Genomic DNA, 15,606 nt, shown 5'->3' with positions numbered 1-15,606 from the left:
GGTATGAAGAAACCCACTTACAAGGGCAAGGAGCTTCTTCCTCTTTCGGTGATTGACGCCGCCCGTGACGGGGACTCTCAGGCTGTGGATCAGGTACTCCGGTATTATGAGGGTTTCGTAGCGAAGAAACTCAGATAGACGGGTTGGTTTTCTTCGCTTCGGTCGTTCGAATGTGTAGCTCGTCGACATTCGTCGAGGCTGGCATATCGACGGCAAGACGCACAGTCTTCGCAACATCAAAAGCACGCATGTGATCATCAGGGTTGTAGGTCTTGCCAGCCTGAGCCTGCATAGCGACCTGCATATCAGTATCGATACGTCCAGGGTGAATAGCGACAACGCGAACCCGGCCACGTTCAGCTTCACGCAGACAATCGGTGAAAGAACGCAATGCCCACTTCGAGACCGTGTACGCAGCATCAGAGGGATAGATGCGCACACCAGCACCGGAGTTGATGACAACGACCGTGCCGCAATTCTCGCGTAGCTTCGGCAGACACATCCGTGTCAGGTCAGCGGCAGCAATGACGTTGGTTTCCAAGACCCAGCGCCAATCGTCGCGAGTCGTGTGATCAAGCGTCGCCTTCTTGCCAACACCAGCATTGTTGACGAGGACATTGAGACGCCCCACTGTGGCCAACACGTCCGAAAGAGCTTGGGCGGCCTCGTCCTCATTCGTCAGATCGGCGACAAAGGCGGAAGCATCACCCAACTCGTCGACCACGCGACCTACTGCTTCGGCTGATCGTCCGCCAACGATGACGTGATGCGTCTTCGCCAGTTCAACGGCAATCGCATGTCCGAGGCCACGAGTGGCACCGGTGACCAGAGCGACTGGGCGATTGGACGATACTGTAGCGGTCATCGCGCGTCTCCATTCTGAGTTGTGTCGGAGTAGAGTGCATCGACCTCGTGGGCAAAGTCGCGCAGAACGACGTTGCGCTTCAGCTTCTGGGACGGGGTCATGTAGCCGTTCTCGACTGTGAATTCGGCGTTGACGATGCGATATCGGCGGATCGATTCTGCGCGCGACACCTTTTCATTCGCTCGAGCAATCGCCTTTTCGAGCGATTTACGCACGACCGGAAGGTTCGCAGCAGATGCCGTATCTACAACATCCTGTCCCTTCGATGCGAGCCACATCGGGAGCATTTCAGCATCCAAGGTGATGAGCGCTCCAATGTACGGGCGAGCATCACCGACAACAACCACGCTCGAAATCAACGGGTGTGTTTGCAAGGAATCTTCCAAAACCTCGGGCGAAACATTCTTACCACCCGCGGTGACAATCAATTCCTTCTTACGGCCCGTAATACGCAGGTGGCCCGTTTCGTCGATAGCACCCAAATCACCGGACTTGAACCAGCCATCAACGAAGGAGGCTTGAGTTTCCTCCGGCAGGTTGTGATAGCCCTTCATGACGCTGACACCCTTCATCAGGATCTCACCGTCGTCATCGATACGAATCGTGTTACCCGGCCAGGGGAAGCCCACCGAATCCGGCGGGAAGTCCGAGGGCCATTCGACGGCAATCGGCCCAGTCGACTCCGACAGACCGTAGCCCTGCAGAAGGGTAATACCAAGGCCACGGTAGAAGTGAGCAAGGTCAGCTGCCAGGGGAGCGCCACCGCAAATGATCGTGTGGAGGTTCGGGCCAAGCACTGACTTCACCTTGCGCAGAGCCAGAGCATCGGCAACACGTAGGCGAGACTTCAACGCAAAGGAAGGACCGGGAGAAGGGGCTGCAGACGCTGAAGGAATCTGAGTTGTGTGGCTGGTCGGAGCGCCTACGGCCGAGGTCTGTTCGATTTCAGGAGCCTTCGTGTATGCGGTCGCATGCGACAGTTGTTTCGCCTGGTTTGCTGCCCATGAGAAAAGCGAGCCCTTGATACCGCCACCGGCCTTCGCGGTTGCAGCGTTGTACACCTTCTCCAGAACACGAGGCACGACAAGGAGCATTGTGGGCTTGAAGGTCGAAATGTCCGTCAGCAGGTTACGCATATCCGGAACGAACGCGACGCGTCCCTGACCGCCAAGCAACGCGTACATGACGAAGCGTGCCAGAGAGTGCGCGACGGGCAGGAAGAGCAGTGAGCGCGACTTTGGAGAATTGATGAGGTCCGGGAGGAAGTCGTAGGCCTGAATGGCAGAAGAAATGAAGTTTCCGTGCGTCAGCTCAATGCCCTTTGGGCGACCCGTTGTCCCCGAGGTGTAGATGATCGTTGCAACGTCGTGAAGTTTACGGAGCTCAAGGCGTTCGTTGACCTGTTCGAGCCTCACGCCTTTAGCAGCAGCGAGAATTGTGCGCTCGGCGCCTTTATCGAGCGACATGATGGTCACGTTATCGCGTGCAACCGAACGGACAAGGTCTGCCTGTTGCGTTGTTGCCGTGACAACAATCGTCACTTCAGAGTCGACAAGGATGTGTTCGATCTGTGCTGCAGAATCTGTTTCATAGATCGGAACCGTGACTGCGCCACAGCTGAGCGCTGCGAGGTCAATGAGCGCCCATTCGAACGACGTGGGCGCAAGAATGGCAAGATGCGCGCCCGGTTGCAGGCCAAGGCCGATCATGCCACGTGCCGTATCGTCGATACGACGAACGAACTCATTGATCGTCATCGGACGCCACTGACCAACGCCGTTTCGGCGTTCAATCGCCACTTGATTCGGGTGGTCAATTGCGCGCTGTCGGATCATCTTGGGCAGGTTCCAGTCAGGATCGGCTACGCGAGTAGCAGGATTATCCCATGTTGATGCGTCAACGTGGATCAATGTCATTTCTTTTGCCCTTCGGCGTAGAGTGCGTCGACCTCGTGAGCGAAGTCTTTGATCACAGCATGGCGACGAAGCTTCAGCGACGGAGTCATATATCCATTTTCCACCGTAAACGTCTGATCGATGATCCTCAACCGCCGAATGGACTCTGCACGCGACACCCTTTTGTTTGCACGCGTGACTGCTTTCTCCAAGGAATCGCGTACTTCTGGCATATCCGCAGCCTGTGCGGCGTCCACAATTGGGAGACCGTGATTCTTCAGCCATGTGGGCAACATATCGGAATCGAGGGTGATCAGCGCGCCAATGTAGGGGCGAGCATCACCGACGACAACAATATGTGCGATCAGCGGGTGGGTGATCAGCTGTTCTTCGAGGACCTCGGGCGAAACATTCTTTCCACCGGCGGTGACGATCAATTCCTTCTTACGGCCGGTGATTGATACTCCGAGGTTCTTATCCACGGTGCCAAGGTCACCTGTACGGAACCATCCGTCAATAAAAGAGTCTGCGGTCGCGTCGGAGAGATTGTAGTACCCCGACATCACCGAAACGCCTTTCAGAAGAATCTCGCCGTCATCAGCGATCTTGACGTAATTACCAGGCAGAACGGGGCCGACATAACCAGACGGGTGGTTATTCAGTAGCTGGACACATGCGGGACCGGTCGTTTCAGAAAGACCGTAGCCCTGCAGCACCTTCAGGCCGAGGCCACCGAAAAACTGTGCAAGATCCGATGCAAGCGGGGCTCCGCCGGACACGATGTACTTCAGGTTCGGGCCCAGGATCTCACGAATCTTCTTCAGAACCAGAGTGTCAGCAACCGAGTGGCGCACGCGCTTCAACGGCGATGGGCCAAGCGTCTTTTCTTTCGAAGTTGCCCACGACCTTGCCTGCTTGGCGGACCAGGAGAAAATCTTGCCTTTAATGCCCTTACCGGCCTTCGCGGCTGCGGAGTTGTAGACCTTTTCCAGGACGCGCGGGACAACCAACAACACGGAGGGCTTGAATGAGGCAATGTCGGGAAGCAGGTTCTTAATGTCGGGGGAGAATCCGAGTGTTCCTTGGCCGGAGATCACCACGTGCATGACGAAGCGAGCGAGTACGTGTGCCACGGGAAGGAACAGAAGCAGGCGGGTGTCGGGGGAGTCAATGACCGCTCCGAGTACCTGTCGAGTTGCGTAGGCTGTGCCGACAAAGTTGGCGTGAGTCAGGCAGACACCCTTCGGCATGCCGGTTGTTCCCGACGTGTAAATGATGGTTGCCAGATCACTGCTCTTGATTTTGATACGGCGTGCTTCAACTTCTGAAGCCTCGATGCCGAGCGCAGCTGTAGCGATATTGCGCATGGCGCCACGGTCAATGGAATCAATGAAGCGAACGTTGGGAGTACGGACGCTTTCCACAAGTTCCGCCTGCTGGCTGGTCTGGGTGAAGACCTGAATAACCTTCGCGTCGGTCAGGATGTGTTCGATTTGAGCAGCAGAGTCTGATTCGTAAATGGGAACGGTGATAGCTCCGATAGACAGGATGGCATAGTCCAGTAGCATCCATTCATACGAGGTTGATGAAAGGATCGCGACGGCATCGCCGGGGTGAATGCCCTGGCCGATCAAGCCGCGAGCCACATCGTTGACTTGAGCAAGAAGCTCTTCGGCGGTCACCGGTTGGGGAAGACCAACGGGAGTGCGCTGTTCGACGGCGACCTGTTTGGGGTGCTTCTGAGCACGCGCAATCAAGAGTGAGGATACTGATTCGTGTGCCCCAACCTTGAACTTTGGTTTCACTGTGAATGAGCCGTCGCGTAGCTTTTTCATGGATTCCTCCCGTGGTCGCGAACTTATTTCAATTCTTTTATTAACTTGAGCCTACCTACATCTCCTTCAACTAGTGTGCGACCCTCCGGTTTTGGGTGGCGTTTGATTGCTCACGATTCGCGCGGTGGTGTGTATGACAATGTGTATGACAAAAGGCCCCGCCGATCCGAAAACGGATGAGCGGGGCCTCCCTCAAGTACTCGGCTCAGAGATCGAAGTACATGTGATACTCGTAGGGGTGTGGGTACACGCGCATAGGAGCGACCTCGTTCGCCTCCTTGTAGTCGAGCCATGTGTCGATGAGGTCCTGGGTGAAGACGTCGCCTTCAGTGAGGAACTCATGGTCGTTGCTCAGGGCCTCAAGGGCTGCTTCGAGTGAGCTCGGGAGCTTCGTGATGTCCTGGTATTCAGCCGGCGGAAGCTCGTAGAGATCCTTATCGATTGGGGCAGCAGGCTCAATACGACGCTTGATGCCGTCGATGCCGGCCATCAGGCAGGCCGCGAAAGACAGGTACGGGTTGGCCGACGGGTCCGGGACACGGTATTCGACGCGCTTCGCCTTCGGGGACGTACCTGTAACAGGAATGCGGATACATGCCGAGCGGTTACGCGCCGAGTACACCAGGTTAATCGGGGCTTCGAAGCCGGGAACCAAGCGACGGAAAGAATTGACCGACGGGTTCGTGAAAGCAAGCAGTGCCGGAGCGTGTTCAAGCAGACCTCCGATGAACCAACGAGCAGTGTCGGAGAGTGAACCGTAGCCTCGTTCGTCGTAGAACAGCGGCTCGCCGTTCTTCCAGAGCGAAAGGTGGGTGTGCATACCCGAACCGTTGTCACCGAACAGTGGCTTCGGCATGAAGGTTGCCGTGTGGTCAAAGTCAAGAGCGGTGTTCTTGATGACGTACTTGAACTTCATCATGTCGTCCGCAGCCTTTTGCAGGGTTGCGAAACGGTAGTTGATTTCCTGCTGACCACCGGAACCAACCTCGTGGTGAGCGCGCTCAATCTTCAGGCCGACTGCGGCAAGGTTGCGAACCATTTCATCGCGGATATCCGCGTACTGGTCCTGGGGTGAAACAGGGAAGTAGCCGCCCTTAACGCCAACCTTGTATCCGCGGTTGCCGCCTTCTTCTTGCCGGCCTGTGTTCCACCATGCTTCGGGGGAGTCAACCTTGAAGAACGTTGAGTTCGGCTTGACCTCGTAACGGACATCGTTGAAGAGATAGAACTCAGCTTCGGCGCCGATGAAGCATTCGTCAGCGATACCGGTGGAACGTAGGTAGGCCTCAGCCTTGGCTGCAACCTGACGAGGATCGCGAGAGAAGGGCTCGTCGGTGAAGGGGTCAACGATCGAGAAATTGACGACGAGAGTCTTGGCGACGCGGAAAGGGTCGACGAATGCTGACGTGATGTCGGGGATGAGCTTCATGTCAGACTCGTGAATAGCAGTGAAACCGCGCACGGACGATCCGTCGAACATCAAACCATTCTCAAGGGCGTCGTCAATGAACTCCTGTGCAGGAATTGTGAAGTGCTGCTGGACGCCGGGAACGTCGCAGAAGCGAACATCAACAAATTCAATGTCCTGTTCAGTAATAAACGAAACAACCTCTTCGGAGGTGGTGAACATAAGGTGTCCTTCCATCGCACGTTATTAATGCGTTGATGCCAAGACGTTTGGTAAAAACTTTGCCAAACAACCGCTAAATAGATGGTATTACATAGCGTTTCATGCGCGAAAAAGATTGTCCGAAATGTGGCGCATTTGTCCTGTTTGTGGCGTGAATTCTCCAAGATGAGCCCGTTCTTTCCACAAGTGTTTACTATTACTTTGCAATTGTGGAATAGATGCATTTTCGACGCGAGAAGACATCATGAGTGCTCGAGTGCGTGAACAACGCGCCAGTGGTCTCTATGATCCGGCGAATAAACACGATGCGTGCAGTGGCAACGGTTGAAACGATTGCTCGTGAAGAGGGGCTGCGCGTTCTGGCGTGGCGAGACGTTCCGGTCGAAGATGGTGTTTCATTCCTCGTTCTTTCTGACCGTGAAACAAACGCTGAAATGGCGCCAATCCCGTCACTTCTGGCTACTGCAGCTGTCCATCATCATCTTCTGCGTCGGCATACGCGCACCCAGGTACGTACACTATTCAGGTGGCCGATCCGTCAACGTACCGTCCGAAAACCGGTGATATTCCTTCGTCACCGGGCGTCTATCGTTTTTCCGATAAAGACGGTCGAGTTATCTATGTCGGTAAAGCAAAGAACCTTCGTAATCGTCTGACGAACTATTTCCAGGATCCAGGCAATCTTCACCCTCGTACGCGCCAAATGGTGTTTACGGCGACGCACGTTCAATGGACCGTTGTTCGTAGCGAAATTGAAGCCCTGACGCTTGAATTCACGTGGATCAAAGAGTTTAATCCACAGTTCAACGTCATGTTTAAGGACGATAAGTCCTATCCTTACTTGGCTGTGACCATGGGGGAGAGATACCCCCGCGTTCATGTCACGCGTCAGGCGAAACGTGCCGGAACGCGTTACTACGGCCCGTATACGCAGGTGTGGGCGATTCGTGAAACGATCGATTTGCTCTCACGTATCTACCCCGTGCGTACGTGCACCCCGGGAGTTTTTCAGCGTGCGAAAGCCCAAAAGCGAGCCTGTCTTCTGGCGCATATCGACAGGTGTTCTGCTCCCTGTATCGGTGCGATTAGCGAAGAAGATCATCGTCAGCTTGCGCAGAATTACTGCGATTTCATGGAGGGGAAGACCGGTCCCATTGTCCGTGAGTTGAAAGAACGGATGAAAGAATCCGCAGAGAACCTTGACTTTGAAACTGCCGCGAAGACCCGCGACGACCTGAAAGCGATTGAGAACGTTCTGGAAAAGAACGTTGTTGTCCTCGATGATGGTACAGACGCTGATGTCTTCGCGCTTGTTGCTGATGAACTCGATGCTGCTGTCCACGTTTTCTTCGTTCGTGGTGGTCGTATCCGTGGCACGCGAGGATGGGTGATCGATCGCGTCGATGGTGCAGATGAGCAGGTCTTGATGGCTCGTTTGCTTGAACAGGTCTACTCGCAGCTTCCTCCTTCTGATCCGAGCACCCCGACAAGGCGCGAGAAGGTCAAAAAGAAGTCGGTTGACGACATCGCACACACTCCAACGTCGGCGATTCCGCACGAAGTTTTCGTCTCGATCGAGCCGGACAACAAGCAAATGATTGCGTCCTGGCTGAGTGAAGTGCGAGGGGCGTCCGTGCGCATTCACGTGCCCTCGCGCGGTCCGAAAGCCCAGCTGATGGAAACGGTGCGTGAGAACGCTCGCCAAGCGCTGGAACTCCATCAGACCAAGCGAGCAGGCGATCTGACTGTTCGTTCCCAAGCACTTGAAGAACTGGCTGAAAACCTCGGACTGGATGCTGCCCCGTTGCGCATTGAGTGCTACGACATCTCGCACACCATGGGTACCCACCAGGTCGGTTCCATGGTCGTCTTCGAAGACGGCGCTCCGCGTAAAGACGCTTATCGGACATTCAATATTCGAGGCACAGATGGCAACGGTACCCCCGATGATACGTCCGCGATGGACGAGGTTCTGCGCAGGCGTTTCTCCCGTCTGCTTGCAGAAGAAGCAGGGGTTGCCGGTGAAGACGATGAGGGCGTCGCCTTCGAGTCCGGTCCGATTGATTCACTCACAGGAAAGCCACGCAGGTTTTCTTATCGGCCCGACCTTGTGGTCGTCGACGGTGGTCTGCCTCAGGTGAATGCAGCGCGTACTGCACTCGATGATCTTGGCGTCGACATTCCTCTTGTGGGATTGGCTAAGCGTCTTGAAGAAGTCTGGATTCCCGGCGACGAATTTCCAATGATCTTCCCGCGCGGCTCGTCTGCCCTCCACTTGCTGCAGTACCTGCGCGATGAATCCCACCGATTCGCAATTACGAAGCACCGTAAGCGTCGAACGAAAGCACTAACGAGGTCCGCCCTTGACGCCATTGAAGGCGTCGGCCCCGCGCGGCAATCAGCGCTACTCACGCGATTCGGATCAGTGAAAAAGCTTCGCGAAGCAAGCGTCGACGAAGTAGCTTCGGTGCCCGGCATTGGCTCAGTGCTTGCTCAATCGATCCTCGAAGCACTGAATCCACAGTCCGAACACGCCTGATCGGCCTCGTGATACTTTCGTTCAGTCGCCCGAGTCAAACGTGAGCACACCCGCACACGCGCGCTTTGGTCCACTAACCTGAAGAAAACTCAATTCACCAACGGGGAGCACACTATGACGCCGGCGTTTCATCTTCCGTGTCGCGTTTTGTTGCTGGGTAGCGGAGAACTAGGAAAAGAAGTCACAATCTGTCTGAAACGCTACGGCGTATACGTGATTGCTGTAGATGTCTACCCGGTAGCTCCCGCGATGCAGGTCGCCGACGAGTACGCGGTTCTCGATATGTCGGATGATGACGAGCTTTTCGCGTTGCTCGACCGGGTGAAACCAGACCTTGTTGTCCCCGAAGTTGAAGCAATCGCCACTGACGCACTGGCAAAGTTTGAAGCAACGCATCAGGACACGCGTATCGTGCCCAACGCATTTGCCGTCCAAGCAACGATGGATCGCAATCGCATTCGTGGCCTTGCTGCGAGCCTCGATGGTGTTGTCACTTCTCAGTTCCGCTTTGCTTCAAGCGCCGATGATATTCGCGAGGCACTGAATCACACCGGCCTGCCTGCTTTCATCAAACCAACAATGTCATCGTCTGGCCACGGACAGTCCCGCATTACCTCCGAGGAACAGGTTAATGAGGCCTGGAATGCGGCTCAGGAAGGCGCCCGCTCTCAAACTGGTGAAGTTATCGTCGAAGAAGAAGTACGGTTCGACTGCGAAATCACGCTTCTGACCGTCCGCTGGTGGAATGGCGAATCGGTCGAAACGTCCTACTGCAGTCCCATCGGACACCGACAGGTCAACGGTGACTATGTTGAATCGTGGCAACCGGCAGCGATTTCGCCACTGGCGCTTGAGCGCTGCCAGGCCATGGCGAAGCTCGTAACAGACGCATTGGCATCCAACGGAGCATCGCCTGCTCTCGGCCTCTTTGGCGTCGAGTTCTTCATCAAGGGCGACGACGTCTGGTTCTCCGAATTATCCCCACGCCCGCACGATACTGGCATGACCACTATGGTGTCCCAAGCACAGTCTGAGTTCGAGCTTCACGTCCGCGCAATCCTCGGCCTGCCCATCGATACGACGCTACGCACACCGGGTGCATCTGCAGTCATCAAATCAACAAAACCCCTCAAACACCCCGAATACCTAGGCGTCGCCGAAGCCTTGTCCAAGGCCGATGGAGTCAGAATATTCGGCAAGCCCGTCACACGAGCCGGTCGTCGAGTCGGCGTTGTTCTGGCAAGCGGTGCCAGCAGCGACCTGGCACGCGAGCGCGCAAATCGAGGAGCCGACGCTATCACGCTTGTTGAAGCAACGTCGCTACCCGGCGAAAACAATTGAAAAGTGCGATAGTTACACCATGACTGACGAACTCGATAACAACCCGCCAACCGTACCTGCAGGCATCCCGTTGCTTGACATGAACAGCCCGGTCGTTGCCCCCATAGCATCGAACGAGGTCCTCATCATCACCGGTGCATCTGGCGCTGGACGTACCGGGGCAGGCAGAGCGCTTGAAGACCTCGACTGGTACGTCGTTGATAACCTGCCACCTTCAATGTTGCCCGCGTTGGTTGGCATGATGTCACCGGCAGGCGGAGGCGTCCACCGTCTGGCAGCAATCGTTGACGTACGCTCACGCACATTCTTTGCCGATCTGACGAAGACGCTGGATCAAATGAGAGAAATGGGTGTCGCCTACCGGGTTATCTTCCTCGAGGCAGACGAACGCACTCTGGTGAAACGCTACGAGTCCAACCGTCGCCCACACCCGTTGCAGGGGCAGAAGACAATCCTGGACGGCATTGAAGCCGAACGACGCATGCTTGCTCCCGTTCGTCGCATCGCAGATGAAGTGATTGACACGTCGAATATGTCCGTCCATGACCTGACGCGTCATATCCGCGATGTCGTTGCGGGAGAGGGCGATCGTCCGCTCCAAATCACAGTTGAATCTTTCGGCTTCAAACGAGGAATCCCGATTGACGCTGATCATGTGCTTGACGTGCGTTTCTTGAAGAACCCGTACTGGGTGGATGAACTCCGTCATCTGACCGGTCGCGATAAGCCGGTTGCGGATTATGTGCTGGATCAGCCCGGAGCTCGACAGTTCGTTGTGTCATATGCGGACCTGCTTGCCCCCATGCTTCAGGGCTACATTAGTGAGCTCAAACCATTCGCAACAATTGCCGTGGGATGTACCGGCGGTCAGCATCGCTCGGTCGCATGTGCGGAACTGATTGCCAACAGGCTTCGTGAAAACGGCTATCCTGTCCGAGTCCACCACCGTGACCTCGGGAGAGAGTAAATGTCATACGTCGATGCAGCAGGTTGGACACTACGCGGAGAAACCGGTCCTTCCGTTGTCGCTCTCGGTGGTGGCCACGGTCTTTCCGTCACTCTGCGCGCTCTTTGTCACATCACGCGATCGCTGACTGCGGTAGTTACCGTCGCCGATGATGGGGGATCATCAGGTCGTCTGCGTCAAGAGATGGAGATCCTGCCACCCGGTGATCTTCGCATGGCTCTTGCTTCTCTCTGCGAAGAAACCGAGTGGGGTCTGACGTGGCGCGATGTCCTGCAAACGCGTCTTGAAACAACCGGGCCGTTGAATGGGCACGCTTTAGGTAACCTTTTGATCTCCGGCTTGTGGCAGTTGCTTGACGACCCGGTTGAGGGTCTTGATTGGGTTGGGCGCCTTCTTGGTGCGAGCGGCCGTGTGCTTCCAATGTCCATCGATCCTCTCCAGATCGAAGCGGACATGGATGATGACGGACGTAAGTACACGGTTTCGGGACAGTCGAAGGTGGCGGTTGCACCAGGAACTGTCGAACATATTCGTCTTCTTCCCAAAAGCCCGCGTGTTCCAGCAGAAGTTGGGACGGCGATCGAACAGGCGGATTGGGTTTTGCTTGGTCCTGGCTCGTGGTACACGTCCGTGATTCCGCATGTGTTGGTGCCAGACGTTCACCGTGCACTTGTGACGACCGATGCCCACCGTGCGTTGATCTTGAACCTATCGCGCCAGCGTGGCGAGACAGATCGTATGACCACTGCCGATCATGTTCGCGTGATCCGCGACTATGCTCCAGATTTCAAACTGGATGTGATTATTGCCGATCCAACCGCCATCGATGATGTCGACGACCTTATTGTTGCTTCAGAGGGGGTGGGCGCTCGCGTGCTACTTCGACAGGTTCGTACCGGTGATGGGCAACCGCACCACGACCCGCTCCGCCTTGCCGCAGCGCTGAGGGATGCGTTTGACGGCTTCCTTGGAGAAGTCGGCAAAACTGAGACTTGGTTGCCCTGAAGCGACATCTGAGGAAATGAACGTGTCACTAACTACTGATTTAAAAGACGAACTTGCGCGCGTTGCGCCACAAACTCAGTCTGAGATGGCTGCTGAAACCGCTGCGATTCTGCGGTTCGCTGGTGGACTGCACCTTGTTTCCGGCCACATTCTGATCGAAGCAGAACTGGATACCCCCGCAGCGGCGCTCCGTCTTCGCCTGTTTTTGCAGACGCTCTACAACGCTGAATCAACGGTTGTCGTTGTTTCAGGTGGTTCGCTGCGTCGCGGTAAGCGTTTTGTTGTTCGCGTTGTGCATAAGGCTGACGAGCTTGCTCGTATGACCGGTCTTGTCGATTCTCTTCGCCGGCCAGTACGCGGTCTCCCCGCCACCTTAGTAGCGTCGGGGAACGGTGAAGCGGCCGCGGTCTGGCGTGGAGCGTTCCTTGCGCGGGGGTCGCTGATGGAGCCCGGGCGCTCGACTTCGCTGGAAGTGACATGCCCGGGACCTGAGGTTGCGCTCGCTATGGTCGGATGTGCGCGAAAGTTGGGCGCCGCTGCACGTTCGAAAGAAGTACGAGGAACGGACCGCGTCTCTGTCCGCGATTCAGAGGCCATCGGACAACTGATTGGCAAGATGGGTGCCTCCTCTACTCAGAAGACGTGGCAGGACCGTCGAGAGAAGCGCGAAGCCCGCGGATCGGCGAATCGTCTGGCGAACTTTGATGACGCAAACCTGCGTCGTTCTGCGCGTGCTGCTGTAGCCGCGGGAGCCCGACTAGAACGTGCCTTCGAAATCCTTGGCGACGACATTCCGCCTCATCTTCTTGAAGCGGGAACTCTGCGTCTGAAGTACAAGCAGGCGTCCTTGGAGGAACTGGGAAAGCACACGGATCCGCCGTTGACGAAAGATGCTGTTGCCGGTCGTATTCGTCGCCTGCTGGCCATGGCTGACAAGGTTGCTCACGATCGCGGGATTCCGGATACGGAAGCTGCACTCACGATCGAAATGCTCGAGGACGACTGAGGACTTTAGTCCACCTCAAGCCACGAACGTTATTATTGCCACGTAGGGGTTCGTTCCCTGAAGGTGCCGTAGACCACCGTGGGGTGTAAATTGGATCTTGCTAGAACCGCAGATAACTGCGGGCCGGATTCGCACCGTGCGGATACCGGTTGCACATTCGAAAACGTGCCCGTGCAGGGCATGAGCAGGAGGACAATAGTGACCACCCGCGTTGGCATCAATGGCTTTGGCCGTATTGGACGCAACTTCTTCCGCGCAGCACTCGAGCAGGGCGCGGACATCGAGATCGTTGCAGTGAACGACCTCACCGACACCAAGACTCTCGCTCACCTTCTCAAGTACGACTCGATTCTCGGTCGTTTCAATGGTGAAGTTTCCTACGACGAGTCCTCCATTATCGTGAACGGCAAGGCCATCAAGGTCCTCGCACAGCGCAACCCGGCCGACCTCCCCTGGGGCGAGCTCGGCGTTGAGGTCGTTGTCGAGTCCACCGGCTTCTTCACCGATGGCACCAAGGCTGTAGCTCACATCGAAGCTGGCGCCAAGAAGGTCGTTATCTCCGCTCCGGCGAAGAATGTTGACGGCACCTTCGTTATGGGCGTGAACCACGAGGATTACGACAACGCAACGATGAACATCGTTTCGAACGCTTCGTGCACCACCAACTGCCTCGCACCGCTGGCCAAGGTTCTCCACCAGGAGTTCGGCATCGTTCGTGGCATCATGACCACCATCCACTCCTACACCGGCGATCAGCGCGTCCTTGACGCACCGCACTCGGACCTCCGTCGTGCACGTGCAGCAGCACTGAACATGATCCCGACCAAGACCGGTGCGGCACAGGCTGTTGCTCTGGTTCTCCCGGAGCTCGCTGGCAAGTTCGACGGCCTCGCAGTCCGCGTTCCCACCCCGACCGGCTCCCTCACCGACCTCACCTTCCAGGCAGAGAAGCCCGTCACCGTTGAATCCCTCAACGCTGCAGTCAAGGCTGCTGCTGAAGGCGAACTCAAGGGCATCCTCGAGTACACCGAAGATCCGATCGTTTCCACCGATATCGTCGGCGATCCGCACTCCTCGATCTTCGATGCATCCGAGACCAAGGTCATCGGCGACCTCGTCAAGGTCCTGTCCTGGTACGACAACGAGTGGGGCTACTCCAACCGCCTCGTCCAGCTGACCGCTCTGGTTGGCTCGAAGCTCGCCTGAATCGCACCTCGTACGCTGTGAGCAGCAAACACTTGCGCCCGCGCACCCCTATGAGGTGTGCGGGCGCTTGTGTACTCACGATTTTCGGGCGGATACTCCGCCCCTTTAATGAAAGGTTGGTTCTATGAGGACCATCGAAACTCTCGGCGAACTGCGTGGCAAGCGCGTTCTGGTTCGTTCTGACTTCAACGTTCCGTTGAAGGACGGTGTCATCACCGATGACGGTCGTATTCGCGCAGCACTGCCGACTCTGAACCTGCTGACCAAGGCTGGCGCCAAGGTTATCATCATGGCTCACCTCGGTCGCCCGAAGGGCAAGGTCGATCCGGCATTCTCGCTGGCACCTGCCGCAGCTCGTCTCGGCGAACTCATCGACGCCCCCGTCAGCCTTGCAGGCGACGTTGTTGGCGAATCCGCCAAGGCTACCGTTGCAGCTCTCGGAGAAGGCGAAATCGCTCTTCTCGAAAACGTCCGCTTCGACGCACGCGAGACCTCCAAGGTTGACGAAGAACGCGAAGAACTGGCCAAGGCATACGCAGAACTCGGCGACGCATTCGTCTCCGATGGCTTCGGTGTTGTGCACCGCAAGCAGGCTTCCGTCTACGACATCGCCAAGCTCGTTCCTTCCGCTTCCGGCCTGTTGGTTCTGAAGGAAATCGAATCCCTGCGCAAGGCAACTGAGAACCCGGAGCGTCCCTACGGTGTCGTCCTCGGCGGTTCCAAGGTTTCTGACAAGCTCGGTGTTATCGCCAACTTGCTGAAGAAGGCTGACCGCCTCTTCATCGGTGGCGGCATGGCCTTCACCTTCCTTGCAGCTCAGGGCTACTCGGTCGGCAAGTCCCTGCTCGAAGCAGACCAGATCGAAACCGTGAAGGGCTACATCGCCGAAGCAGCAGAGCGTGGCGTTGAACTGATCCTCCCGGTCGACGTCGTCGTTGCTCCCGAATTTGCAGCTGACGCACCGGCAACCAACGTTGCTGTCGACGCTATTCCGGATGACCAGATGGGCCTCGATATCGGCGTTGAATCGCAGAAGCTCTTCGCCGAAAAAATTGCATCGGCGAAGACCATCGCATGGAATGGCCCGATGGGCGTCTTCGAATTCCCGGCATTTGCAGCAGGCACCAAGGCAGTTGCTCAGGCACTGTCTGACGGCAATATGTTCTCCGTCATCGGTGGTGGCGACTCTGCAGCTGCAGTTCGTACCCTCGGCTTCGACGAATCCACCTTCTCCCACATTTCCACCGGTGGTGGCGCTTCCCTCGAACTCCTCGAGGGCAAGGTTCTGCCGGGTATTGCAGTTCTGGAGGACTGAAA

General features: G+C 56.5%; 12 protein-coding genes and 1 pseudogene. 9 read left to right on the top strand and 4 right to left on the bottom strand.

All coding sequences use genetic code 11. The annotated features are described in order from the left end of the window. Positions 1–3: 3 nt before the first annotated feature. Positions 4–138, top strand: coding sequence for a helix-turn-helix domain-containing protein (locus tag QP503_RS05175; protein ID WP_219810934.1), 135 nt, complete (start codon positions 4–6; stop codon positions 136–138). Here QP503_RS05175 and QP503_RS05170 read toward each other — a convergent pair. The 4 genes from QP503_RS05170 to glnA all read right to left on the bottom strand — a co-directional run bounded on the left by QP503_RS05170 (position 131) and on the right by glnA (position 6,225). Continuing rightward, positions 131–865, bottom strand: a complete 735-nt coding sequence (locus tag QP503_RS05170) for an SDR family oxidoreductase (RefSeq protein ID WP_103632610.1) — start codon at positions 863–865, stop codon at positions 131–133. The genes QP503_RS05175 and QP503_RS05170 overlap by 8 nt on opposite strands. Continuing rightward, a complete protein-coding gene (locus QP503_RS05165) occupies positions 862–2,781 on the bottom strand; it encodes an AMP-dependent synthetase/ligase (RefSeq protein WP_103632611.1) in 1,920 nt (639 codons plus the stop codon). The genes QP503_RS05170 and QP503_RS05165 overlap by 4 nt, the downstream gene beginning before the upstream one ends. Beyond that, positions 2,778–4,595, bottom strand: a complete 1,818-nt coding sequence (locus QP503_RS05160) for an AMP-dependent synthetase/ligase (RefSeq protein WP_103632612.1) — start codon at positions 4,593–4,595, stop codon at positions 2,778–2,780. The genes QP503_RS05165 and QP503_RS05160 overlap by 4 nt, the downstream gene beginning before the upstream one ends. A 205-nt stretch (positions 4,596–4,800) precedes the next feature. Then, positions 4,801–6,225 (bottom strand): type I glutamate--ammonia ligase, encoded by a 1,425-nt coding sequence (gene glnA, locus QP503_RS05155; RefSeq protein WP_006681061.1) that lies wholly within the window; start codon positions 6,223–6,225, stop codon positions 4,801–4,803. 284 nt (positions 6,226–6,509) lie between these two features. Here glnA and QP503_RS08865 point away from each other — a divergent pair. The 8 genes and pseudogenes from QP503_RS08865 to QP503_RS05120 form a co-directional block, all read left to right on the top strand. Continuing rightward, positions 6,510–6,731 (top strand): annotated as a pseudogene (locus QP503_RS08865) (glutamate synthase central domain-containing protein); the annotation flags it as partial. 20 nt (positions 6,732–6,751) lie between these two features. Next, positions 6,752–8,764 carry an excinuclease ABC subunit UvrC gene (gene uvrC / locus QP503_RS05150; RefSeq protein WP_285084476.1) on the top strand — a complete coding sequence of 671 codons (2,013 nt, stop codon included), beginning with the start codon at positions 6,752–6,754 and terminating at the stop codon, positions 8,762–8,764. Positions 8,765–8,878: 114 nt separating this feature from the next. Beyond that, positions 8,879–10,105, top strand: coding sequence for a formate-dependent phosphoribosylglycinamide formyltransferase (gene purT / locus QP503_RS05145; RefSeq protein ID WP_103632614.1), 1,227 nt, complete (start codon positions 8,879–8,881; stop codon positions 10,103–10,105). 19 nt (positions 10,106–10,124) lie between these two features. Next, the gene (gene rapZ / locus QP503_RS05140) at positions 10,125–11,072 is read left to right on the top strand and encodes an RNase adapter RapZ (protein WP_006681057.1); all 948 of its coding nucleotides are present in this window, start codon (positions 10,125–10,127) and stop codon (positions 11,070–11,072) included. Continuing rightward, positions 11,073–12,077, top strand: a complete 1,005-nt coding sequence (locus QP503_RS05135; RefSeq protein ID WP_103632615.1) for a gluconeogenesis factor YvcK family protein — start codon at positions 11,073–11,075, stop codon at positions 12,075–12,077. It begins immediately after the preceding gene. Positions 12,078–12,099: 22 nt separating this feature from the next. Further along, entirely contained in the window at positions 12,100–13,083 is a 984-nt protein-coding gene (gene whiA, locus QP503_RS05130; protein ID WP_006681055.1) for a DNA-binding protein WhiA, read from the top strand. 198 nt (positions 13,084–13,281) lie between these two features. Beyond that, complete coding sequence (gap, locus tag QP503_RS05125) at positions 13,282–14,289, top strand: type I glyceraldehyde-3-phosphate dehydrogenase (protein WP_006681054.1); 1,008 nt, start codon at positions 13,282–13,284, stop codon at positions 14,287–14,289. Positions 14,290–14,413: 124 nt separating this feature from the next. After that, positions 14,414–15,604 carry a phosphoglycerate kinase gene (locus QP503_RS05120; protein ID WP_006681053.1) on the top strand — a complete coding sequence of 397 codons (1,191 nt, stop codon included), beginning with the start codon at positions 14,414–14,416 and terminating at the stop codon, positions 15,602–15,604. Positions 15,605–15,606 lie beyond the last annotated feature (2 nt).

The sequence above is a fragment of the Pauljensenia sp. UMB0895 genome, from assembly GCF_030218905.1.
Taxonomy (GTDB): Bacteria; Actinomycetota; Actinomycetes; order Actinomycetales; family Actinomycetaceae; genus Pauljensenia; species Pauljensenia turicensis_A.
Note: the sequence above shows the minus strand (reverse complement) of the source record. Positions and strands in the feature narration are given on the sequence as shown.